21 protein-coding genes are annotated in these 22,233 nt (G+C 32.1%); 12 read left to right on the forward strand and 9 right to left on the reverse strand.

Annotated features, from left to right (window positions below; all coding sequences use genetic code 11):
• The first annotated feature begins 14 nt into the window (after positions 1 to 14).
• From BTO05_RS02010 to BTO05_RS02020, 3 genes are read left to right on the forward strand one after another with little or no spacing between them, the layout of a single operon-like run.
• Entirely contained in the window at positions 15 to 2,438 is a 2,424-nt protein-coding gene (locus BTO05_RS02010) for a YfhO family protein (protein WP_087491053.1), read from the forward strand.
• Positions 2,439 to 2,463: 25 nt separating this feature from the next.
• Positions 2,464 to 3,753, forward strand: a complete 1,290-nt coding sequence (locus BTO05_RS02015; RefSeq protein ID WP_087491054.1) for a glycosyltransferase — start codon at positions 2,464 to 2,466, stop codon at positions 3,751 to 3,753.
• 27 nt (positions 3,754 to 3,780) lie between these two features.
• On the forward strand, positions 3,781 to 5,238 hold the full coding sequence (locus BTO05_RS02020) for a lipopolysaccharide biosynthesis protein (RefSeq protein ID WP_087491055.1): 1,458 nt from the start codon (positions 3,781 to 3,783) through the stop codon (positions 5,236 to 5,238).
• Positions 5,239 to 5,308: 70 nt separating this feature from the next.
• Here the strand turns inward: BTO05_RS02020 and BTO05_RS02025 are convergent, their stop codons facing one another.
• The gene (locus BTO05_RS02025; protein ID WP_157662513.1) at positions 5,309 to 6,562 is read right to left on the reverse strand and encodes a hypothetical protein; all 1,254 of its coding nucleotides are present in this window, start codon (positions 6,560 to 6,562) and stop codon (positions 5,309 to 5,311) included.
• Between the two features lie 149 nt (positions 6,563 to 6,711).
• Positions 6,712 to 7,380, reverse strand: a complete 669-nt coding sequence (locus BTO05_RS02030; RefSeq protein WP_157662514.1) for a hypothetical protein — start codon at positions 7,378 to 7,380, stop codon at positions 6,712 to 6,714.
• 265 nt (positions 7,381 to 7,645) lie between these two features.
• Here BTO05_RS02030 and BTO05_RS02035 point away from each other — a divergent pair, with 265 nt between their 5' ends.
• Positions 7,646 to 8,722: a DUF3667 domain-containing protein gene (locus BTO05_RS02035; protein WP_087491058.1), complete on the forward strand. Its 1,077-nt coding sequence runs from the start codon at positions 7,646 to 7,648 to the stop codon at positions 8,720 to 8,722.
• On the opposite strand, the gene aroB is transcribed toward BTO05_RS02035, so the two are convergent.
• A complete protein-coding gene (aroB, locus tag BTO05_RS02040) occupies positions 8,723 to 9,796 on the reverse strand; it encodes a 3-dehydroquinate synthase (protein WP_087491059.1) in 1,074 nt (357 codons plus the stop codon). It lies immediately after the preceding gene.
• Between the two features lie 96 nt (positions 9,797 to 9,892).
• Here aroB and BTO05_RS02045 point away from each other — a divergent pair, with 96 nt between their 5' ends.
• Positions 9,893 to 11,065 carry a proline dehydrogenase family protein gene (locus tag BTO05_RS02045; protein ID WP_087491060.1) on the forward strand — a complete coding sequence of 391 codons (1,173 nt, stop codon included), beginning with the start codon at positions 9,893 to 9,895 and terminating at the stop codon, positions 11,063 to 11,065.
• On the opposite strand, the gene BTO05_RS02050 is transcribed toward BTO05_RS02045, so the two are convergent.
• The 6 genes from BTO05_RS02050 to BTO05_RS02070 form a co-directional block, all read right to left on the reverse strand.
• Positions 11,062 to 11,436: a hypothetical protein gene (locus tag BTO05_RS02050; RefSeq protein ID WP_087491061.1), complete on the reverse strand. Its 375-nt coding sequence runs from the start codon at positions 11,434 to 11,436 to the stop codon at positions 11,062 to 11,064. The two genes, BTO05_RS02045 and BTO05_RS02050, sit on opposite strands and share 4 nt — an antisense overlap.
• A 13-nt stretch (positions 11,437 to 11,449) precedes the next feature.
• Positions 11,450 to 12,649 (reverse strand): alanine dehydrogenase, encoded by a 1,200-nt coding sequence (locus tag BTO05_RS02055; protein ID WP_087491062.1) that lies wholly within the window; start codon positions 12,647 to 12,649, stop codon positions 11,450 to 11,452.
• Between the two features lie 63 nt (positions 12,650 to 12,712).
• A complete protein-coding gene (locus BTO05_RS02060) occupies positions 12,713 to 13,267 on the reverse strand; it encodes a hypothetical protein (RefSeq protein WP_198295250.1) in 555 nt (184 codons plus the stop codon).
• Positions 13,209 to 13,352, reverse strand: coding sequence for a hypothetical protein (locus BTO05_RS14075; protein ID WP_198295251.1), 144 nt, complete (start codon positions 13,350 to 13,352; stop codon positions 13,209 to 13,211). The genes BTO05_RS02060 and BTO05_RS14075 overlap by 59 nt, the downstream gene beginning before the upstream one ends.
• Before the next feature lie 150 nt (positions 13,353 to 13,502).
• Positions 13,503 to 13,964, reverse strand: a complete 462-nt coding sequence (tsaE, locus tag BTO05_RS02065; RefSeq protein WP_087491063.1) for a tRNA (adenosine(37)-N6)-threonylcarbamoyltransferase complex ATPase subunit type 1 TsaE — start codon at positions 13,962 to 13,964, stop codon at positions 13,503 to 13,505.
• A gap of 87 nt (positions 13,965 to 14,051) precedes the next feature.
• The gene (locus BTO05_RS02070; RefSeq protein ID WP_087491064.1) at positions 14,052 to 15,605 is read right to left on the reverse strand and encodes a bifunctional response regulator/alkaline phosphatase family protein; all 1,554 of its coding nucleotides are present in this window, start codon (positions 15,603 to 15,605) and stop codon (positions 14,052 to 14,054) included.
• A 35-nt stretch (positions 15,606 to 15,640) separates the two neighbouring features.
• Between BTO05_RS02070 and BTO05_RS02075 the strand changes: the two genes are divergently transcribed.
• The 7 genes from BTO05_RS02075 to BTO05_RS02105 all read left to right on the forward strand — a co-directional run bounded on the left by BTO05_RS02075 (position 15,641) and on the right by BTO05_RS02105 (position 22,156).
• Complete coding sequence (locus BTO05_RS02075; protein ID WP_087491065.1) at positions 15,641 to 16,867, forward strand: HD domain-containing protein; 1,227 nt, start codon at positions 15,641 to 15,643, stop codon at positions 16,865 to 16,867.
• A gap of 49 nt (positions 16,868 to 16,916) precedes the next feature.
• On the forward strand, positions 16,917 to 17,945 hold the full coding sequence (gene lpxD / locus BTO05_RS02080; RefSeq protein ID WP_087491066.1) for a UDP-3-O-(3-hydroxymyristoyl)glucosamine N-acyltransferase: 1,029 nt from the start codon (positions 16,917 to 16,919) through the stop codon (positions 17,943 to 17,945).
• Positions 17,932 to 19,344 carry a bifunctional UDP-3-O-[3-hydroxymyristoyl] N-acetylglucosamine deacetylase/3-hydroxyacyl-ACP dehydratase gene (locus BTO05_RS02085; RefSeq protein WP_087491067.1) on the forward strand — a complete coding sequence of 471 codons (1,413 nt, stop codon included), beginning with the start codon at positions 17,932 to 17,934 and terminating at the stop codon, positions 19,342 to 19,344. The genes lpxD and BTO05_RS02085 overlap by 14 nt, the downstream gene beginning before the upstream one ends.
• 95 nt (positions 19,345 to 19,439) lie before the next feature.
• Positions 19,440 to 20,225: an acyl-ACP--UDP-N-acetylglucosamine O-acyltransferase gene (gene lpxA / locus BTO05_RS02090; protein ID WP_087491068.1), complete on the forward strand. Its 786-nt coding sequence runs from the start codon at positions 19,440 to 19,442 to the stop codon at positions 20,223 to 20,225.
• Between the two features lie 43 nt (positions 20,226 to 20,268).
• Positions 20,269 to 20,835, forward strand: coding sequence for an elongation factor P (gene efp, locus BTO05_RS02095; RefSeq protein ID WP_087491069.1), 567 nt, complete (start codon positions 20,269 to 20,271; stop codon positions 20,833 to 20,835).
• The gene (locus tag BTO05_RS02100; RefSeq protein ID WP_087491070.1) at positions 20,835 to 21,773 is read left to right on the forward strand and encodes a UDP-3-O-(3-hydroxymyristoyl)glucosamine N-acyltransferase; all 939 of its coding nucleotides are present in this window, start codon (positions 20,835 to 20,837) and stop codon (positions 21,771 to 21,773) included. Before efp ends, BTO05_RS02100 begins: the two co-directional genes overlap by 1 nt.
• Positions 21,773 to 22,156, forward strand: a complete 384-nt coding sequence (locus BTO05_RS02105) for a nuclear transport factor 2 family protein (protein ID WP_087491071.1) — start codon at positions 21,773 to 21,775, stop codon at positions 22,154 to 22,156. Before BTO05_RS02100 ends, BTO05_RS02105 begins: the two co-directional genes overlap by 1 nt.
• Positions 22,157 to 22,233 lie beyond the last annotated feature (77 nt).

Raw genomic sequence — 22,233 nt, forward strand, 5'->3', positions numbered from 1 at the left:
TTTAACTTTTTTTCATGCCGTTATACCTAAAGCGATTCTTACCGCATTTATTTGTTATACTTGGATTTATAGCACTGTCATTAGCTTATTTTAGTCCTGTTTTACAAGGGAAAAAGATTTTTCAAAGTGATATACTTCATTATAGAGGTATGGCACAACAACAAATCGAGTATGCTAAAGAAACAGGTGAACAAACGTATTGGACAAATAGCGCTTTTGGTGGTATGCCTACGTATCAATTAGGTGCCAAATACCCGCACAATTACATCAAAAAGCTAGATTTAGCGATTCGATTTTTACCTCGACCAGCAGATTATTTATTCTTATACTTTATTGGATTCTACATTTTGTTATTGAGTCTTAAAGTGGACTTTAAGCTAGCAGCATTAGGTGCTTTAGCGTTTGGTTTTTCAACATACATGATAATTATTCTGGGTGTAGGTCATAATTCTAAAGCGCATGCCATTGCTTACATGCCATTAGTGCTTTCTGGTATCGTTCTCACTTTTCGGAAAAAGTATGTTTGGGGTTTCTTATTGACTATAGTTGCTCTAGGACTCGAAATTGTTGCCAATCATTATCAAATGACGTATTACTTACTGTTGTTAGTTTTGGTTTTAGGATTAGCATATTTGGTCGATGCTTATCAAAAGAAACAATTGCCTCATTTTTTTAAGTCTGTAGGCTTATTATCTGTAGCAGCTATAATTGCCGTTGGATTAAATGCTACTAATATTATGGCAACTCAGGAGTATGTTAAGGAAAGTACACGTGGTAAAAGTGATTTGACTATCACGGCAAATGGGCAACCAAAAGCAGCTAAAGATGGTTTAGATCCAAGTTATATTACCGAATATAGTTATGGACTTGCTGAGTCTTTTAATCTTTTTATCCCAAAATTTATGGGTGGTGGAAGTGGAGAAGATATAGGTAAAGACTCTAAAATGTATGAAGCCTATTTACAATTAGGTGCATCACCTATTGAAGCGATTGAGGCGACAAGAAACGCACCAATGTATTGGGGTAATCAAACCATAGTTGAGGCTCCAGCTTATGTAGGAGCTGTTATAATTTTCTTGTTTGTTCTTGGTTTGTTTTTGGTAAGAGGTCGCTTAAAATGGTGGCTTGTTGGAGGAACATTGCTATCATTGTTTTTGTCATACGGAAAAAATCTAAGCTTTTTAACTGACTTTTTTATTGATTATGTTCCGCTTTACAACAAATTTAGAGCGGTAAGTTCTATTCAGGTTATACTGGAATTATGTATTCCTGTCTTAGGGGTTTTTGCTTTAGTGAGGTTATTCAATGATTTTCAAAAAAATGAAGAAAAATTAAAAGCGCTAAAGTATGCAACCGCGATTACAGGTGGTTTAGCATTATTTTTTCTTTTAGCTCATAGTTTCTTATTTGATTTTATAAAGCCTGGCGAAGAAGAGTATCCTGAACTTTTAGTAAATGCCCTGGCTGAAGATAGAAAGTCACTATTTATTTCTGATACAATTAGAACCCTAGTTTTAGTTTTACTTTCTGCAGGGTCAATCTTTTATTTTCTAAAAGGAAAGGTTTCTGAAAAATTATTAGTTATCGTCTTTGCTGTCTTGATTTTATTTGATTTGATATCAGTAAACAGGGCTTATGTAAATACAGATAACTTTGTACAAGCTAGACAAGTTGAAAAACCTTACCAAGCCACTTTAGCTGATAAGGAAATATTAAAGGATAAAGGTCATTTTAGAGTTTTAGATGCTTCACGTGAAGGTCAACAAAAACCAGCAAGAGCGGCATATTTTCATAATTCGTTATCGGGTTATCATGCTGCAAAACTGAATAGATTTGATGCATTGCTTGATTTTCATATTTATAATAATAATCCAGAGGTTTTAAACATGCTCAATACCAAGTATGTCATTATTGGAGATGAATCCGGAAGAGTGCAAGCATCTACTAGATATACAGAGCCTAACGGTAATGCCTGGTTTGTTTCTAAATTGAAAGTTGTAGAGAATGGTGATGAAGAAATTAGAGCTTTAGATAGTTTAGAAACAAAGTCTACAGCTGTTATTCAGAAATCGATTTTAAAAGATTTTAATCTTGAAAGAACCTACAAGAGTGATAGTACAGCTTCTATAAAGTTAACAACTCATAAACCAAGTTATTTAAAATATGAGTCAAATATAGCTTTTGAAGGTTTAGCAGTATTTTCTGAATTATATTACTATAAAGGCTGGAATGCTTATATCGATGGAAAACTTATATCTCATTTTAGAGTTAATTACGTCTTAAGAGCTCTAGAAATACCAAGTGGTAAGCATACAATTGAGTTTAAATTTGAACCTAAAGTTGTAGAAACAGGAAGCAAGATTGCTCTTGGTAGTTCAGTTTTATTTGGATTACTGCTTTTACTTGGTGGTTTTTTGCAGTTTAGAAACAAAGAATAGTTCTTGTACTTCTAACTACAACTATATGGAAAAAAAGAAAGTCCTTATTGTTTTGTATTATTGGCCACCAGCTGGAGGTCCAGGTGTACAACGATGGCTTAAGTTTGTAAAATATTTGCCGAAATTTGATATAGAGCCAATAGTTTATTGTCCTTCAAATCCTAGCTATCCAATCGTAGATAATAGTCTAGAAAATGAAATTTTAGACGAAGTCACTATTATAAAACAACCAATAAAAGAACCTTATCGCTTTGCTAATCTCCTGTCCAAACGTAGTTCAAAATCTATAAGTTCTGGAGTTATTCCTAATAAAAGTAAGCAGTCTTTTATTGAACGATTACTGCTTTTTGTAAGAGGAAATTTTTTTATTCCTGACGCACGAAAAAACTGGGTGAAACCATCAGTTAGATTTCTTTCAGATTATATTAACCAAAATGAAATTGATACTGTCATAACAACAGGTCCACCACATAGTTTGCATTTGATTGGCTTACAATTAAAACAAAATTTAAGCATAAAATGGATAGCAGATTTTCGTGACCCTTGGACTACTATTGGTTATCATAAAGCTTTAAAATTGTTGGGTTTTGCTAAAAAAAAGCATATCGAATTAGAGCAACAAGTTCTAAATTCTGTCGACCAAATTATTGTGACTAGTCATCATACTAAAATCGAATTTTCTAATAAAACTAACAAGCCAATAAAAGTCATCACAAACGGATACGATAATCATTCTGTTGCAATAGATTCAAAGGATAAAAAGTTTACAATTTCACATATAGGCTCGTTGTTATCAGATAGAAATCCATTGAATTTATGGGAATCAATTTCCGAATTATTGACTGAAAACGATATGTTTGCTAAAGCGGTTCAAATTAATTTTGTTGGTGTTGTAAGTGACGCCATAATTAATTCTGTTAAAGCTTATGGGCTAGGAGAGTATTTAAACATCGCTGGTTATGTTAATCATGATAAGGCTATAGAGTTTCAAAAGAAGTCACAATTGTTATTGCTTATAGAGATAAATTCTCAGGATACAAAAGCTATCATACCAGGAAAATTGTTTGAATATATGATTTCAGAAACTCCGATTATTGCAGTTGGTCCAGAAGGTTCAGATATCCAAAACATTATTGCAGAAACTAATACTGGTTCTTATTTCTTATATTCAGAAAAAGAAAAACTAAAAGCTCAAATTTTAGCCTATTTTGAAACTTATCAAAGTGATGTTTTAAAAACAGATGCTATTGGACTCCAGAAATATAGTAGAAGCGCTTTAACAAAAACATTTTCTGATGTTTTACATCAACTATAACTCTAAAAAAGTTGTAATTTTAAGTCTGTGGGAATAGTTATAAAACAATCTTTCAAAAATACATTAAGTACCTACATTGGCTTTGGTATTGGTGCCATTAATACACTTTTTTTATATACAAATTTTTTAACTGATGATTATTATGGATTAGTTGCTTTTGTCCTTTCTGCTGCTAATATTATGTTGCCTTTTATGGCGTTTGGCGTTCAAAATGCTCTTATAAAATTCTACTCGACATTCAAAACAAAAAACAGTCTCAATAGTTTTTTGACTTTAATGTTGTTTTTGCCTTTTGTCTTTATAATACCTGTAGGTTTAGTAGGTGTATTTGGCTATGACTTTATAGCAAGTTTATTGTCTGAGAAAAATCCTTTAGTTTATGATTATGTTTGGCATATTTACATAACAGCCATTGCGATGGCTTATTTCGAGATTTTCTTTGCTTGGTCAAAAGTTCACTTAAAAACTGTTTTCGGGAATTTATTAAGAGAAGTGTTTCATCGTCTATGCATCATGATTTTATTAGGATGTGTTTACATGAAATGGATTGATGTTGAAACCTTTATAAGTGGAGTAGTAGCAGTTTATGTTCTTAGAATGCTAATTATGAAAATATATGCTTATGCATTACGCTTTCCGGTAGTTAAGTTCGATAAAATTGAAAATGTTACTTCAATTCTTAAGTATAGTTTTTTGATTATTCTGGCAGGCTCAATAGCGATGGTCATTTTAGATTTGGATAAGTTTATGATTGGTCAATATTTAGAAATTGAAAATGTTGCTTATTATAGCGTAGCTGTCTTTATTGCTACAGTTATTTCTGTTCCGCAGCGTTCAATGCATCAAATTATGATGCCATTAACTGCAAAATTATTAAACCAGAAAAGCGTTAATGATCTCAAGGCCTTATATCAAAAAAGTTCCTTAAGTCTTTTGATAATTAGTGGGCTTATTTTTGTGCTTATTGTAGTTAATATAAATATGCTATACGAAATTCTTCCAGAAAAATTTACTGGAGGATTGTTTATTGTTATTATCATTGGGTTAGCAAAGCTATATGATAATCTAATGGGTAATAATAATGCGATTATATTTAATAGTGACTATTACAGAGTTGTACTTTTTTTCGGTGTTCTATTGGCTGTTACTGCTATTATTTTTAATATGATATTAATTCCTCTCTATGGGATTGAGGGTTCTGCTATAGCTACATTTTTGGCTATAATAATTTATAATACTTTGAAATTAGTATTTGTAAAAATGAAATTAAAAATGCACCCTTTCAGCTTTACAACAATTAAGGTATTGTTTGTTCTTGCCCTATTTACTTTTGGCTTTTATTATATTGAATTTTGGTTTCATCCAATAATTAATATTATTCTAAAGTCAATTATAGTCGTATTAATTTACTTAGTTGTTATTTATAAATTTAATTTTTCTGAAGATATTAATACACAACTTAAAAAGTATTTCCCTTTCTTATAAATAAGAAAATCCTGCAAGGTGCTTTGAGGCATACACTTGCAGGAAATTCAATCTAACCAACCAAAATCATTTATCCTCTTCTTCGAGAACTAGTTCTAGCAGATGTGCTCTTAGAACTTCTACTTGAACTTGGTCTTTTGCTCACAGATGATGTTTTTCTTTTACTTTGAGAAACTGTTCTCTGAGCTCTTTTAGGAGCTGTTCTTGAAGATTTACGAGCTGTTGTAGTCGATTTTCTAACTGAACTATTATTTTGTCTTTTTACTCTATTAGAAGTCACAGCTCTTTTTTGAGTCGTACTTCTGCCAGTAGTTGCTTTGATATTTCTCGTAGACCTAGTGCTAACAGAAGGTCTAGAATTTCTATTTGTCGAACGTTGTGCATTATCATTTCTGGTAGAACGTTTTTGTGAAACTCCTCTTGTATTACGAGTAGAGTTACCTCTAGTTGTTGCTTGAGTGTTTCTTGTACTTCTAGTTGTTCTAGAATTTACATCTCGGTTACTACGAGTTGTACCTCTGTCATTTGACGCTAATCGTCTTCCTCTATTACGCGTAATAGATCGATTTCTTTCTTGTGCACGTCTACCAATACTTCTTTCACGTTCATTTCTAGGTGTTTGCGCATATCGTCTAGAGTAGTCTCCATTGTTACCACGTCTACCATAGTTGTTGTTTTCTCTACGTCCATTAATATTTACAAATCTAGTGTTGTTTCTGTATGGTCTGTAGTACGTGTGACGAAAAGGTGTATAAAACTGTCTGTACGGATTTCTGTTTACAATACATAAGTTTACCGCTGGTACAGTATAAAATCTATGCCATGGTCTGAAAACATAAGCTCTATTCCATCTATTAATAAAGCCCGTATGTCTTAGAAATACATTACCATTCCAAAATATATTAAGACCACCAAGTCTATTAATTCGACCGAATCGGTTATAATTAATAAAGATATTACCAATCTGATTTACTCTACCGTAAAAGTCATAAAAAATAGGTGTGTTTTCAATCTGAATTACCGCACCAAAGCTATCATATTGTACGTATGGATCGTAGTTGAAGCCTGAGTTAAAACTAAAACTTACATTTCGGTTATTAAATCCAACGTTTACATTTGGACCAAAAGCTTGTGCATAAAAATCAAATTGTCCATCTGGGAAAACTGAAAATTCAATACCACCTTCGTTAAATATGAAAGAATTGCCATAACCTCTCACATAGTTATAATTTGAAGCATTAGCTTCACTTGTTGTGTTGGTTGTTGCAAAAGAGGTGCTTCCTATGAGCATCACACTTGCCAGTAAAAATAGAATCCTTTTCATAATATTTGGGTTTAAAATTAAATTCAATATGATAAATACAAACAGCGTGCCAAATTTTGAAACACTTGATTTTACTAGTGTTTTGAAACTTTATAAAAAACCTGAGAGTTATTTAACTCTCAGGTCTTAAATACTAGTAAGCTTAAATGTTAGTCACCTCTTTGGCGCTTATTTAGTTTCTTGTACTTCTTTGTATTTTCATTTCGGCGATAGTAGTAGAAGTCATTGTCATTGACATCATTATCATTCCAATAATTATAATTACCGTTATTGTTAATGAAGTTATTCATATGACGGTTGCCATAGTTTACATGTCCGAATGTATTAACAAGTCTTCCTCGTTTATTATATTTTAATCTAAGGTTACCAACTTGCTTAAGTCTCCTATGCTTATACTGCATATAAACTGTTCCAGCACGTTTTATTCGACCTTGTTTATCATAATTGAGAAATACATTACCAATGCGTTTTACTCTACCTAAATAATCGTGTGTTATACGCACACCTCGATTTCTTGAGCCAAAATGCCTATATTGTGTACCTGGAGCTCCAAATGAACGATTAATATTTTGTCCACGTCTTCGGTAGTGTTTGCTTTGTCTCGGTGAATTACCGAAATAATCGGTATTAAAATCAAAGCTTCCATCAGCAAAGATTAAAAATTCTACACCTCGTTCTACAAACATAATAGGTTGTGCATAACGATAGCGTGATGTAAAATCTAAATCTTTGTCAAGTGTTGCAGAAGTCTTTTCTGCGGCTGTTGCAGTTGTTAATCCTGTTAACATCACTGCTAAAAGTAAAATTACCTTTTTCATAATTATAGAATTTAGATTGTGCCTACTCATATATAGCTTTTCGGCTTACGCTATTTTTTTAGTTAAATCCAATTAGCATGCCATATTTATAAAGCGTTGAATTACAGTTTTTTAAGCAGTTTTTTTTAAGTGTATATTAACTTGGTGTAGACTTAAATAATTAGATTTATAGTAACATATTAGTGGCTTACTCTTCGTATTAATAGATAATTAATTGAACTTAAGTGTTAGAATTTTGTAATTTTAACCTAGCTAAATACCATCAATGAAACCTAATACTACTGATTGTCAAAATTGTGAACAACCTTATGAAGAAGACTTTAAGTTTTGCCCTAATTGTGGTCAAAAAACAAATGAAGAGCTCACCATTGGTGTTTTATTCTATAATACAATAAGTAATTATTTTTCTTTTGATGCACGATTCCTAAAAAGTTTTATACCACTAATGTTTAGGCCAGGATATTTGGCAAAAAAGTTTCTTGAGGGTAAACGTTTGTTATACTTGCATCCAGCTCAGATGTATTTATTTGTCTCTGTAATTTTCTTTTTTGTGTTTTCTTTTACCGTAAATGATTGGATTGAAGAAGCAGATAAAGCAAATGAAAAAATAGCAACCTCTGGAGTTGTAAGTGGTATAAATGAGCAAGCAAATAAAAATATGGATTCCATAGTGTTAAATGCACTAAAAAATCAATTAAAAATTGCTAAAAAAGACTCCATAAATAATAATGAAACGCAAAAGGCTTTGGATACAATAGTTAAGGCAATAGAAGCCAAAGATTATTCATCAGATGCCAATTTTGGTATTAGCAAAAAGCGTCTAGATTCGTTACGTCAAGCAGGAGCTAGTGATGAGGACATATATAAGGATATGGGAATGGATGAAGATGCTGGAAATATACAGCGTGGTTTCTATAAATCACTTTTAGAACTATCAAATGGAAAAGGCGCAGGTAATTGGATTAAACGTATTGCCGATACAATACCAATAGCAATGTTCTTTTTATTACCATTGTTTGCGTTTTTGTTGAAGATATTTTATTTCAACAAAGGTAGATATTCGCATCATTTGGTATTTAGTTTTTATTTCTTTTCTTTTTTATTTACAGTTTTTACTATGTTATTGGCCTTTAATAGGTTTGTCATAGAAATTCCAGTAGTGGTTAGTGTGTTGATAATTTTATCGGTTTTTATATATTTTCTAATAGCACTACAAAGATTTTATAAAAACTTCTGGATGCTAACGTTTATTAAAAGCGGAATAATCACATTTATTTTTATACTTATGGTAATTCCTCTAGCAGCAGTATTAATATCAGGTTTTGCTTTAGTGAACGCTTAATTAAAGCGAATTGTAATACTCAAAAGCATCAAGTATAACTTCATTTGTAACTTCACAATCTATTTTAGCTTCGCCAATAGCTTCTAACAATACAAATTTAATAATACCATGGCTATTCTTTTTGTCATGCTTCATTAAATGCATTATATATTTATAGTCTTCGTCTACAAAAGTGATTTTTTTGAAGGTCTTTAAAATTCCATCTGAAATCTCAGTTAAAGCATCATTAGATAAACCACAGGTTTTTGTCGAGATATAAGATTCTAAAATCATACCAACTGCAATCGCTTCGCCATGAAGCAACGCATTATCAGCATCTTTTTCAAGGAAGTAACTTTCAATGGCATGACCAAGTGTATGTCCGAAGTTTAAGGTTTTACGCAAACCTTTTTCTGTAGGGTCTTCACTTACAACTTTGTTTTTTATAACCACAGAATCGTAAATCAATTTATCTAAATCCGAAATATCTAAATCTTGAAGATTGGTCAATGTATACCAATAATTGGCATCAGTAATTAGACCATGTTTTAGCATTTCGGCAAAGCCAGAAACCATTTGATTTTGCGGTAGTGTCCCTAAAAATGATGTATCAATTAGTACCATTTCGCCTTCGCTAATTACACCTACTTGATTTTTTAGAGCACCTAAATCCACTCCAGTTTTCCCTCCAACAGAAGCATCTACCATTGCTAATAAAGATGTTGGTACATTAATATAATTGATGCCACGCATGTAAGTGCTTGCAACAAAACCACCTAAATCTGTGACAACACCACCACCAAGATTAATCATTAAACTTTGTCGGTCAGCTTCGTACTGAGACATTGCCTCCCAAACACCCATACAAATATCTATGGTCTTGTGATCTTCACCTACAGGCATTTCCATAACTTCTGTGATAATATCCCCAGAATCTAAATTTGCCATAAACTGTGGTAAACATAAATCATGTGTATTTGTATCTACTAGAATAAAAATTTTAGAAGGATTCTGTTTTTTTATGTATACATTTAATTCATTATAAACATTAGAGTTAAAGTGAACTACAGCATTTTTAGTGGTTATTGATTGCATGATATATTCTAAGCTATTTTTGAGTTTGTGAAAATAGGTTGTTTTTTCAGAAAATAAGAAATGTTATATTTATTTTTGTCACAAATCGAATAATAAATGACTGATAAATCTCTTTTTAATAATACTAAAACTGCTTTTGCACTTAAAACGGATTCTCAATTAGAGCGTGCTTATTTTTTATTTAAAATGATTTCAAAAGAACCACTGGTTCGAATAGGTACAGCAGTTACTAAGTTTGCGCTTAATGCAAGTTTGCCAGTCGAAGGCTTAATTCGCTCTACAGTTTTTGACCATTTTTGTGGTGGTGTTAATGAAGAAGATTGTTTGCCTGCAATTGATAATATGTTTACTAAAGGCGTGAGCTCTGTATTAGATTATTCGGTCGAAGGTAAAGCATCAGAAAATCAGTTTGATGATGCTTTAGAAAAGATTTTAAAAATTGTAAACTTTTGTGATGAGCGAGAAGCTATGCCAATCGTTGTTTTTAAACCCACTGCTTTTGGACGTTTTTACTTGTATGAAAAAAAATCTGAGGGCATTCAGTTTTCACCTGAAGAAAATGAAGAATGGGATAGAATAGTTAATCGTTTTCTTAAAGTATGTAGCCTTGCAAAAGAAAAAGACGTGGAAGTTTTAATTGACGGTGAAGAAAGTTGGATGCAGACTGCTGCTGATGATTTAGTTGAAGATATGATGCGAGAGTTTAATACTGAAAAGGCAATTGTATACAATACATTACAGCTTTATCGTTGGGATAGATTGGATTACTTAAAAGCATTACATCAACGTGCTAAAACAGAGAATTTTAAAATTGGGATGAAAATTGTACGTGGTGCATATATGGAAAAAGAACGTGATAGGGCAGGAGAATTAGGTTACAAATCTCCAATTTGTGAGTCTAAAGATGTGACTGATTTAAATTTCGACTCTGGATTAAGATATATTCTTCAAAATAATAAAGACATCTCCGTTTTTATTGGTACCCATAATGAGGACAGTTGCTATTTAGCTATGGATTTAATGACTGAGTTAAACATAAATAAGTCAGATAATACTATTTGGTTTGGACAGCTTTATGGGATGAGTGATCATATCAGTTACAATTTAGCTGAGCAAGGTTATAATGTTGCCAAATATTTACCATTCGGTCCTGTAAAAGATGTGATGCCTTACTTGATTAGACGCGCTGAAGAAAATACGTCTGTTGCTGGACAAACCAATAGAGAACTAGAATTAATAAAGACCGAGCGAAAGCGCAGAAAGATTTAATTCTGAATTTTAAAATTAAGAATAGTAGCAACTAAACTGCAGTTTTGTACTCTTAAAACAACATCTCGTTCCTTAAAAGTGTTTTCGATTTTATACGTCTTGCAGTCTTTGGATTTAGTATCGCTTTCTGAAAAGTCAACGCTGCCATATTTTATAAGTTGCCTAACACTTGATGTGTCGATATTATTGGATGTAATTGTTTCTAAAACATCTTCAGAATATTGAAATTTCTTTATGGTGATATTCTTTACTGTCCTTGCATTTGGACCATAATCACAAGAAGCATCTTTTCCATTTAAAAAAAACATAAGGATAATTATTCCTATTGAAAAGCCTCCAAGATAATAGCCTAGACGATGTATAAACTTCATATTATATTAATGATTAAAAAATCAACAAATTGGCATCATTATAATCTAAACCAAACCATTCGGCAATAGATTTATTGGTCAATATACCGTGGTAAAAGTACAACCCATTTCGTAATCCACTATCAAATCTCAGAGTATTTTCTACACCACCATTTTCACCAACTTCTAATAAATAAGGTGTAAAAATGTTACTGATTGAAACTGAAGCGGTTCTGCTATATCTTGCAGGAATATTAGGAACACAATAATGCGTTACGCCATTGTAATCAAAAGTTGGTTTGTCGTGTGTAGTGACTTCACTAGTTTCAAAACAACCACCCATATCAATACTTACATCAATTACAACAGCTCCAGGTTTCATATTATCTACCATTGTTTGTGTTACAATAATCGGAGAACGATTATTGCCTCTTACAGCACCAATTGCAACATCACAACGTTTTAATGCTTTTAAAACATTTTTAGGTTGCATTGTAGACGTGTAGACACGTTGACTAAGATTTGCTTGTAAACAGCGAAGTTTAGTTATAGAGTTATCAAAAACCTTAATATTAGCTCCAAGTCCTAATGCCGAACGTGCTGCAAACTCTCCGACAGTACCAGCACCAAGAATAACGATTTCAGTTGGTGGCACACCATTAATATTACCCATCATTAATCCATTACCGCCATTAACATTTGATAATAATTCAGAAGCAATAAGAACAGATGCAGTACCCGCAATTTCGCTTAATGAACGTACAGCTGGATAGGCACCATCTTCGTCTTTTATAAACTCAAAGGCAAATGCAGTGATACGCTTTTCGGCTAAGGCTTTGAAATAGTCTTTCGACTGTGTTTTTAGTTGTAATGCAGAAATGATTATGGTTTGAGGATTGATAAGTTTAATTTCATCAATCGACGCAGGTTCTACTTTTAGCAAAATAGGACAGGAGAAGACTTTTGCATTATCATTAGTGACTTCTGCGCCAGCATCACTATAATTTTTATCTTTAAAATTAGCACCTTTTCCTGCTCCGGACTCAATCATAACACGATGACCATTTGCAGTCAATGCAGAAACCGCATCAGGAGTTAGACAAACGCGCTTTTCTTGAAATGAAGTTTCTTTAGGAATACCAATAAATAATTCGCTTTTTTTCTTATAAATCTCCAGAGTTTCTTCCTGAGGAAGTAATTGTGCTTTAGTAAATGGCGAAAGTGGCTTGCTCATTGAGTGATTAATTGGTTTGATAACTCAAATTACAAATAAAAATAAAACTTTGAAGTATTTACTCTAAAAATACTGCTTAATCTTACCCCAAAGTGTCTTTGGTTTTATCATGAATTCTGCCTCTAGTTCTTCCATAGACTTGTCAGTATAATTTATTTTATTAAATATTTTTGCTCTAATAAGATATATTGAAGGCACAATTACCACTAGTATTGGAAGTAGAGTTCTTATTTGATTTTCATCAATTCTTGTAGCTTCAGCACTGTAAGTTTGAACTATTTGAAAAGCATACATAACAATTGGAACCAATAATGCATGATACCACCAATGACGGCATGTAAAAAACCATATTATTAAAAAAAGTAATGGAAGTGCTTTTCCAGTAAAAACCCACATAGCATATTGGGCGTCTTCCCAAAAACCACTTTGATATGTAAACAAAAAAGTATCCCATACTTGCGTATTAGGGACACTTTCATGTAAAGAATAAATAAAAGGAGAAATACAAATTATAGTTGCTAGTAACGAACCTATAATAGCACTTCTACTTAATGAATTTTTACCCGTTTGGAACGAGTTTTCTTTTTTTCTTTTGGATTTCTGTTTTAGCTTGTCCATTTAAGTCAATGATATTTGTTGCTTCTGCAGTAAACAACATACCACCAAAAATTGCGATAGCTAGGATTAATTTTTTACTTTTCATAATTCAAGGGATTTAATTAATTAATTACTACAAATTTAGATGTAGTTGATAATGTATTAAAACCAATGACTGTTAAAGTCTGATGAATTTTAAAGTTTTAATTACGGAAAAACCGTAATAGCTATACTATTTTGTTTGTGATAATATTTGTTATGTTAACTGCTTCTGCGCATTGTTTTCGGTTAAGTTATTACTATTTGTAGTTAATTTGAGGGTTCTTGTTGTTTCAGTGTCAATTGAAATATCGACAATACAAATTTCTTTCGGAAGAAGCGAAGCAATACGCTCAGACCATTCGATAAATAGCCAATGATTTGAATTAAAATAATCTTCAATACCAAAATTATAAGCTTCATCAATATTTTCTATACGATAAAAATCAAAATGATAAATAGCATCATTTAGTGTTAGATATTCATTAACTATTGAAAAGGTTGGACTAGTAACTACATCTATACTTCCCATAGCTTTTACCATAGCTTTTATAAGAGTTGTTTTGCCAGCACCCATTTCGCCGTTAAATAGAATAGTCTTAGCATCAAATTGCTCTGCTAGTCTAGCAGCTATACTATCTATATCATTTAACGTATATGTAAATTGCTCAGTTTTCATCTTTATAAACATCGCAATATTAAAGATAAAAATCTAAAAAACCTAGAAAAAAGTGTATTTCATCGGATTTTTGTGCTTTACATAGATTTATTTCGGGTCTAAAACTATGAAGGGAATTATCATTTCTTCTAATGACACACCACCATGTTGGTATGTGTTTCTATAATAATTGACATAATGATTAAAATTATTAGGGTAAGCTAAAAACAAGTCGTTTTTTGCAAAAATAAAGGAGCTACTCATGGTAATAGATGGTAGATGAATTGACTTTGGGTCTTTAATTGCCAAAACATCTTTCTCTTGGTAAGTTAAGCTGCGTCCCGTTTTGTAACGTAAATTTAGACTTGTATCTCTATCTCCAATAACCTTGGTTGGGGCAGAAACATTAATAGTGCCATGATCTGTAGTCAATATTAATTTAAAACCTAGCTGTTGAGATAATTGTATCATCTCTAAAAGAGGAGAGTTTTTAAACCAACTTTTTGTTAACGAGCGATATGCTTTATCATTTGAAGCTAATTCTTTTACAACTTCCATTTCGGTTTTAGAATGTGACAGCATATCAACAAAATTATATACAACTACGTTAAGGTCATTATCTTTAAGACTTTTGAAGTTGTCAACTAATTTTTTACCAGCTTTTAGATTGGTAATCTTACTGTATGAATAACTGATATGTGATAAGCCTAACCGCTTTAATTGCTCTCGTAAAAAATCTTCTTCATGCATATTCTTTCCACCTTCGTCAGTATCGTTTTTCCAATATTGCGGAAATAGTTTTTCCATATCACTAGGCATTAAACCAGAAAAAATAGCATTACGAGCATACTGTGTTGCCGTTGGTAATATGCTATAAAAAGAACTTTCAGATGCTTTTTTATAGTAATTATTGACCGTTGGCTCAAAAGCACGCCATTGATCATATCTTAGATTGTCAATAACCACAAGAAGCGTTGGTTGTTTGTCACTTAACTCTGGTACGACTTTTTCTTTAAAAAGATTATGAGACATTAATGGTGCATCCGCACAAGGTTGAAACCAATCTGTATAATTTTTTTCTATAAACTTACCAAACTGAGTGTTGGCTTCATTTTTTTGAGATTCTAAAATCTGGGTCATACCAACGTCTTCGATATCTTCAAGCTCTAATTCCCAGTAAATTAATTTTTGATATAAATCTGCCCATTCTTCATAAGAATTAACCATCGACAAATCCATAGCTATTTTTCTAAATTCTTGCTGATAATTAGATGTTGTTTTTTCAGAAACTAAGCGAGAATGGTCTAAATTCTTTTTTAAACTCAATAAAATTTGATTAGGATTTACTGGTTTAATTAAGTAATCAGCAATTTTATTACCAATAGCCTCTTCCATAATATACTCTTCTTCACTTTTGGTAATCATAACTACAGGAAGATTTGGTCTACGCTCTTTTAATTCATTTAAAGTTTCAAGTCCAGTTAGACCAGGCATATTTTCATCTAAGAAAACAATATCAAAGTTAGTGTCAGTAACAATTTCAAGAGCTTCAGTTCCACTTTGGCACTTTGTTACAGCATAATCTTTTTGTTCCAAAAAGAGAATATGCGGCTTTAATAAGTCGATTTCATCGTCTACCCAAAGAATATTTATAGTGTTCATGTATATTTGTTTTTTGATTAATTAATTTCTGACGTTTGCCAAATAACAAACTTAAAATATTTAACGACCCAATTTACGGTTTTATTACAATCCCAAACACGCTAGTTTTTGATTTGATAGAGCATAAATACTTTCAACGCTTAAGACGAATTTCCCAAATGGGTATGTCGTATTTGGTATATTCTGGCGCGCATCATACGCGTTTTCATCATGCACTAGGAAGTATGTATTTGATGCAAAAAGCAGTCAATGTACTTCGTTTTAAGGGAGTTGCCATTTCAAAAGACGAAGAAACTGCACTTCAAGTTGCGATTTTATTGCATGATATCGGTCATGGTCCATTCTCGCATGCTATGGAACATAGTATCGTCAGTGGTATTTCTCATGAAGAAATTTCATTGGCTTTTATGAAGAAACTGAATGCTGACTTTAACGGAAGTTTAACCTTAGCGATAGAAATATTCAAAGGAAATTACAAAAGACAGTTTATGTGTCAGCTAATTTCTAGTCAATTAGATATGGATCGCGCAGATTATTTAAAGCGTGATAGTTTTTATACAGGTGTTGCAGAAGGAAACATAAATAGCGAACGACTGATAACAATGCTCAATGTTGTTGACGACCAATTGGTAATAGAAGAAAAAGGTATTTATAGCATCGAAAAATTCTTAATTGCCCGTCGATTCATGTATTGGCAAGTGTATTTACATAAAACTAGCTTAGTGGCAGAGCAATTGCTAACACGTGTTTTAAAACGAGCAAAAGAGTTAACTAAGTCTGGAGTTAATCTACAAGCTAGCTTACCATTAGCTCATTTCCTTCAAAATGATATTGATACGTCTAATTTTGATGATGAAAATTTAGAGATTTTTTCTAGATTGGATGATTATGATATTGTTTCAGCAATGAAAGCTTGGCAATATCATGACGACTTTGTGCTCAAAAACTTATGTGACATTATAATTAATAGAGATTTATTGAGTGTAAAGTTAAAAAATAAGCCTATAGAAAAATCTATTTTAAAATCACACAAAGAAGCACTTATCGAAGGATATAATATATCAGAAACTGAAGTTAATTATTTTGTTTTTAGCGGAAAAATTACAAATCAAGCTTATAAAACATCAAAAGAACAGATAAATATTTTGTTTAAGAACGGAAAAGTAAAGGATATAATTAAGGCGTCAGACCAATTAAACCTTAAAGCTTTGAGTAAACCTATAACTAAATATTATATCTGTTATCCTAAAAACAAATTGTAAGACATTTTTTCTATTTTTGTCTGACCAACCAATAGCTTAAACAAAACAGTTGAAATTTACAGCAGAACAGATAGCAGGAATTTTAGAAGGAACAGTAATTGGAGACTCTAATGTTGAAGTGTCTACCTTATCTAAAATAGAAGAAGGTACAAAAGGGTCTTTAACCTTTTTAGCAAATCCAAAATACAAACCATATATATATTCGACCGCTGCATCAATTACTATTGTTAATAGTGATTTTGAGGCAGAAGAAGAATTATCTACAACCTTAATTAAGGTTAATGATGCGTACAAAGCATTTACAAAACTTTTAGAATATTACAATCAGATAAAACTTAATAAATCTGGAGTTGAAAATCCTTCATTCATTTCTGATTCTGCAAAAGTTGGAGATAATATTTATGTTGGTGCATTTTCTTATGTTGGAGATAACGTCAAAATAGGTAATAATGTAAAGATTTTTCCAAATTCTTATATTGGAGATAATGTTGTAATTGGAGATAATTCAATTGTATTCTCTGGAGGAAAGATATATTCTGAATGTGTTATAGGTAATAACTGTGTAATTAATTCTGGAGCAATAATTGGTGCTGATGGTTTTGGTTTCGCACCAGATGAAAATGGTGAGTATTCTAAAGTCCCACAGATTGGTAATGTTATTATTGAAGACAATGTAGATATTGGAGCAGGAACTACGATTGATAGAGCAACTTTAGGTTCTACAATTATCCGTAAAGGTGTAAAGCTAGATAATCAAATACAGATTGCTCATAATGTAGAGATAGGAAAAAATACAGTGATAGCAGCACAAACAGGAATTGCTGGCTCTACTAAAATTGGGGAAAATTGCCAAATCGGAGGACAAGTAGGTGTTGCAGGGCATTTGACAATAGGTAATGGTGTTAGAGTACAAGCGCAATCTGGCATAGGAAGAAATATAAAGGATAATGAGGTTTTACAAGGCTCTCCATCTTTTGGATATTCAGATTGGAATAAATCATATGTTTATTTCAAAAACCTACCTAAAATAGTAAAAACAATAAACGATTTAGAAAAAAAGATAGATGGCAATAGTTAAAACTCAAGTCAAACAAAAAACTATTGAAAATGAAGTAAGCCTTGAAGGTGTAGGACTTCATACAGGAGCTAATGTCAAACTAGTTTTTAAATCTGGAGCTCCAAATACTGGTTTTATTTTTGAGCGTGTTGATTTAGAAGGCAATCCTAAAATTGAAGCAGATGCTAACTACGTAACAAATACCCAGCGTGGTACTTGTATGGAAAAAAATGGTGTAACTATTCAAACATGTGAGCATGTTTTAGCTGCATTAGTTGGTTTAGATATAGATAACGCTGTTATACAATTAGATGCTTCTGAACCACCGATAATGGACGGTTCTTCAAAATTCTTTATTGAGGCTCTTGAAAAAGCTGGCCTAGTAGAACAAGATGCTGTTAGAGAAGAATATGTAGTTACTGAAGTTGTTTCATACTCTGATGAAGAAAGTGGAAGTGAAATAATCTTAATGCCAGCAACAAGCTATCAAATTACTACTATGGTAGATTTTGGCACTAAAGTTTTAGGAACTCAAAATGCTACTTTAAATAAGTTATCTGATTTTAAAACTGAAATAGCAGATTCAAGAACATTCAGTTTTCTTCATGAACTCGAAATGCTTTTGGAGCATGGTTTAATAAAAGGTGGAGATTTAAATAATGCTATAGTTTATGTAGATAAAGAATTATCTCCTGAAACTATGGACAAACTAAGAGTGGCTTTTAAGAAAGATAAAATAGCAGTTAAACCAAATGGAATTTTAGACAACCTAACCTTACATCATCCAAACGAAGCAGCAAGACATAAACTTCTTGATGTTATTGGTGATTTAGCGTTAATAGGTACTCGTATTAAAGGTAAAGTTATAGCTAATAAACCTGGTCATTTTGTTAATACACAATTTGCCAAAAAAATGTCTAAAATTATTAAGAATGAAAGACGAAATAATGTTCCTAATATAGATTTGAATGCCACACCTGTAATGGATGTAAATCAAATTATGGATATGTTACCTCATAGACAGCCATTTCTATTACTAGACAAGGTTTTCGAACTTGAAGAAAACCATGTTATAGGAATGAAAAATGTTACTATGAACGAAGAGTTCTTCAAAGGACATTTTCCTGGCGCACCAGTTATGCCAGGTGTTTTGATAGTGGAAGCTATGGCACAGACTGGAGGAATTTTAGTTTTAAGTACTGTTCCAGATCCAGAAAATTACCTAACCTTCTTTATGAAGATAGATAAAGTTAAATTCAAGCAAAAAGTAGTTCCTGGTGATACGTTAATATTCAAGTGTGCATTAATAACACCAATACGAAGAGGTATTTGTCATATGCAAGGTTATGCCTATGCAAATGGTAAGCTTTGCGCCGAAGCCGAATTGATGGCGCAAATTTCAAAAGTCAAAAACAACTAAAAAATGAACCGAGCTAATCTAAAATTATTAGTCTTTCTAGATAAGCTGATAGGCGAACACATTTTTTTCTATTTATTAAAAATAAAATCAAGAAAATGAACCAACCACTAGCATACGTACATCCTGGAGCAAAGATTGCCAAGAATGTGGTTATAGAGCCCTTTACAACTATACATAATAATGTAATTATTGGTGAAGGTACTTGGATTGGAAGTAACGTTACAATTATGGAAGGTGCACGCATCGGAAAAAATTGTAATATTTTTCCTGGAGCAGTAATATCTGCTGTGCCTCAAGATCTAAAATATAATGAAGAAGAAACAACGGTTGAAATAGGCGACAATGTTACTATACGCGAATGCGTGACAATTAATCGTGGTACTGCTGATAGAATGAAGACTGTTATTGGTAATAATTGTCTAATTATGGCTTATTGTCATATTGCTCATGATTGTATCGTAGGTAACAATTGTATTTTTTCAAATAATAGTACACTTGCTGGTCATATTACCGTTGGTGATTATGTGATTTTAGCAGGTATGACTGCTGTACATCAATTTGTATCAGTAGGAAATCATGCTTTTGTAACTGGTGGTTCTTTGGTACGAAAAGATGTTCCACCTTACGTAAAGGCTGCAAGAGAGCCTTTGTCATATGTTGGTATTAATTCAGTAGGATTAAGAAGACGAGGATATACGACAGAAAAAATAAGAGAAATTCAAGATATATACCGTTTATTATATCAAAAACAATACAATAATACGCAAGCCTCAGAGATAATAGAGGCAGAAATGGAAGCTACCTCAGAACGTGACGAAATTCTTCAGTTTATAAAGAATTCTCATCGTGGTATTATGAAAGGTTACTTCAAATCAAATTAATAATAATTTTAACGTCTTTTAAAGACAAACAACACAATATAATATGGCAAGTACTTCAGATATACGCAATGGATTATGTATTAAGTATAATAATGATATCTATAAAATAATCGAATTTTTACACGTAAAACCAGGTAAAGGTCCAGCTTTTGTTAGAACTAAACTAAAAAGTGTAACCTCAGGAAAAGTATTAGATAACACATTTTCTGCGGGACATAAAATTGAAGAAGTTCGAGTAGAAACGCATAAATTTCAGTTTTTGTACAATGATGGCGATTTTTATCATTTTATGAATCAGGCTGATTATTCTCAAATTCAATTATCAGAGAGTGCTTTAGATAAACCTGAATTAATGAAAGAAGGCGAAGTAGTCACTATTCAAATTAATACTGAGGACGATATGCCTTTATCAGTTGATTTACCTGCTACCGTAATTTTAGAAATCACAGCTACAGAGCCAGGTGTAAAAGGTAATACTGCAACTAATGCTACAAAACCGGCAACTGTTGAAACAGGAGCAACGGTAAATGTCCCTTTATTTATCAATGAAGGTGATAAAATAAAAGTAGAAACTGAAAAAGGGACTTACAAAGAGAGAATTAAAGAATAATGAAGTTCCCGAGAGTATATAAACTAAAAGAAATTGCAGAAATCATTAACTCCAAATATGTTGGAGATGATGATTTTTCTGTTTTCGGAATGAATGAAATTCATGTTGTAAATCCAGGCGATATTGTTTTTGTCGACCATCCAAAATACTATGATAAAGCACTTAATTCTGCTGCTTCAATTATCTTAATAAATAAAGAGGTAGATTGTCCAGAAGGAAAAGCGCTATTAATCTCTGATGACCCATTCAGAGATTTTAATAAATTGACTGACACATTTAAACCTTTTGTAAAGTCAGATAATTCTATATCAGATTCGGCTTCAATTGGCGAGAACACAATTATTCAGCCTAACTGCTTTATTGGTCATAATGTTACAATTGGTAATGACTGCATTATAAATTCAAATGTTAGTATTTATGATAATACAGTTATTGGTGACAACGTAATTATACATTCAGGTACTGTTTTAGGTGCGAATGCATTCTATTATAAAAAAAGGCCAAAAGGTTACGACCGATTAAAATCTAGTGGTCGTGTAGTGATAGAAAATAACGTCGATATTGGTGCATCTTGTACAATAGATAGAGGTGTTACAGCAGACACAACAATTTGTGAGGGTTCTAAGTTAGATAATCAAATACAGATTGGACATGATACTATAATTGGTAAAAACTGCCTTATTGCTTCTCATACGGGTGTTGCTGGCTGTGTTGTCATAGAAGAGGATGTAACTATATGGGGGCAAGTTGGTATAACTAGCGGAATAACTATTGGAGCAAAAACAGTAATATCTGCAAAAGCTGGTGTGAGTAAATCACTCGAAGGAGGAAAACATTATTTTGGCATTCCTGCAGAAGATTTTAGAACCAAATACAAAGAGATTGCTTCAATAAAAAGGATTCCAGAAATTTTAGAAAAACTAAAAAATTTAAAATAATGTCACCAAAATCACTATTAGAAAGTTTTTATAATTCGGATGTTGCTAATAATGAAACTTTAGTTACAGATTTTTTTCATAAAGACTGTGAGTTACACTGGAATAGTAGTAACGGTTTTTCACTTTTAAAATATGATGATGTAGTTGCGTTTTTTGAAGGCGTTAGGAGTTCATACGATAGCTTAAGGTTTTCTCATACACACCTTTTAGAAAGTGATAAATATGTGACTAGTCGTCATCATGTTTATGCGCAAACTATCGAGCAACCGAATGACGAAATTTTATTAGCACACTTTATAGCGCTTTGGGAAGTAAAAGACGATAAACTTTATCGTTGTTACGAGCTTAGTCAACTTGCGGATGAGAAAACAATAAATTCTTAATAAATAATTATAAATAACATTTCGTAAAAACGTATCAAAAGGCTTATTTTTGCATCGTTTTTAAACCTAATAAAAAT

The organism is Winogradskyella sp. PC-19, assembly GCF_002163855.1.
Classification (GTDB): domain Bacteria; phylum Bacteroidota; class Bacteroidia; order Flavobacteriales; family Flavobacteriaceae; genus Winogradskyella.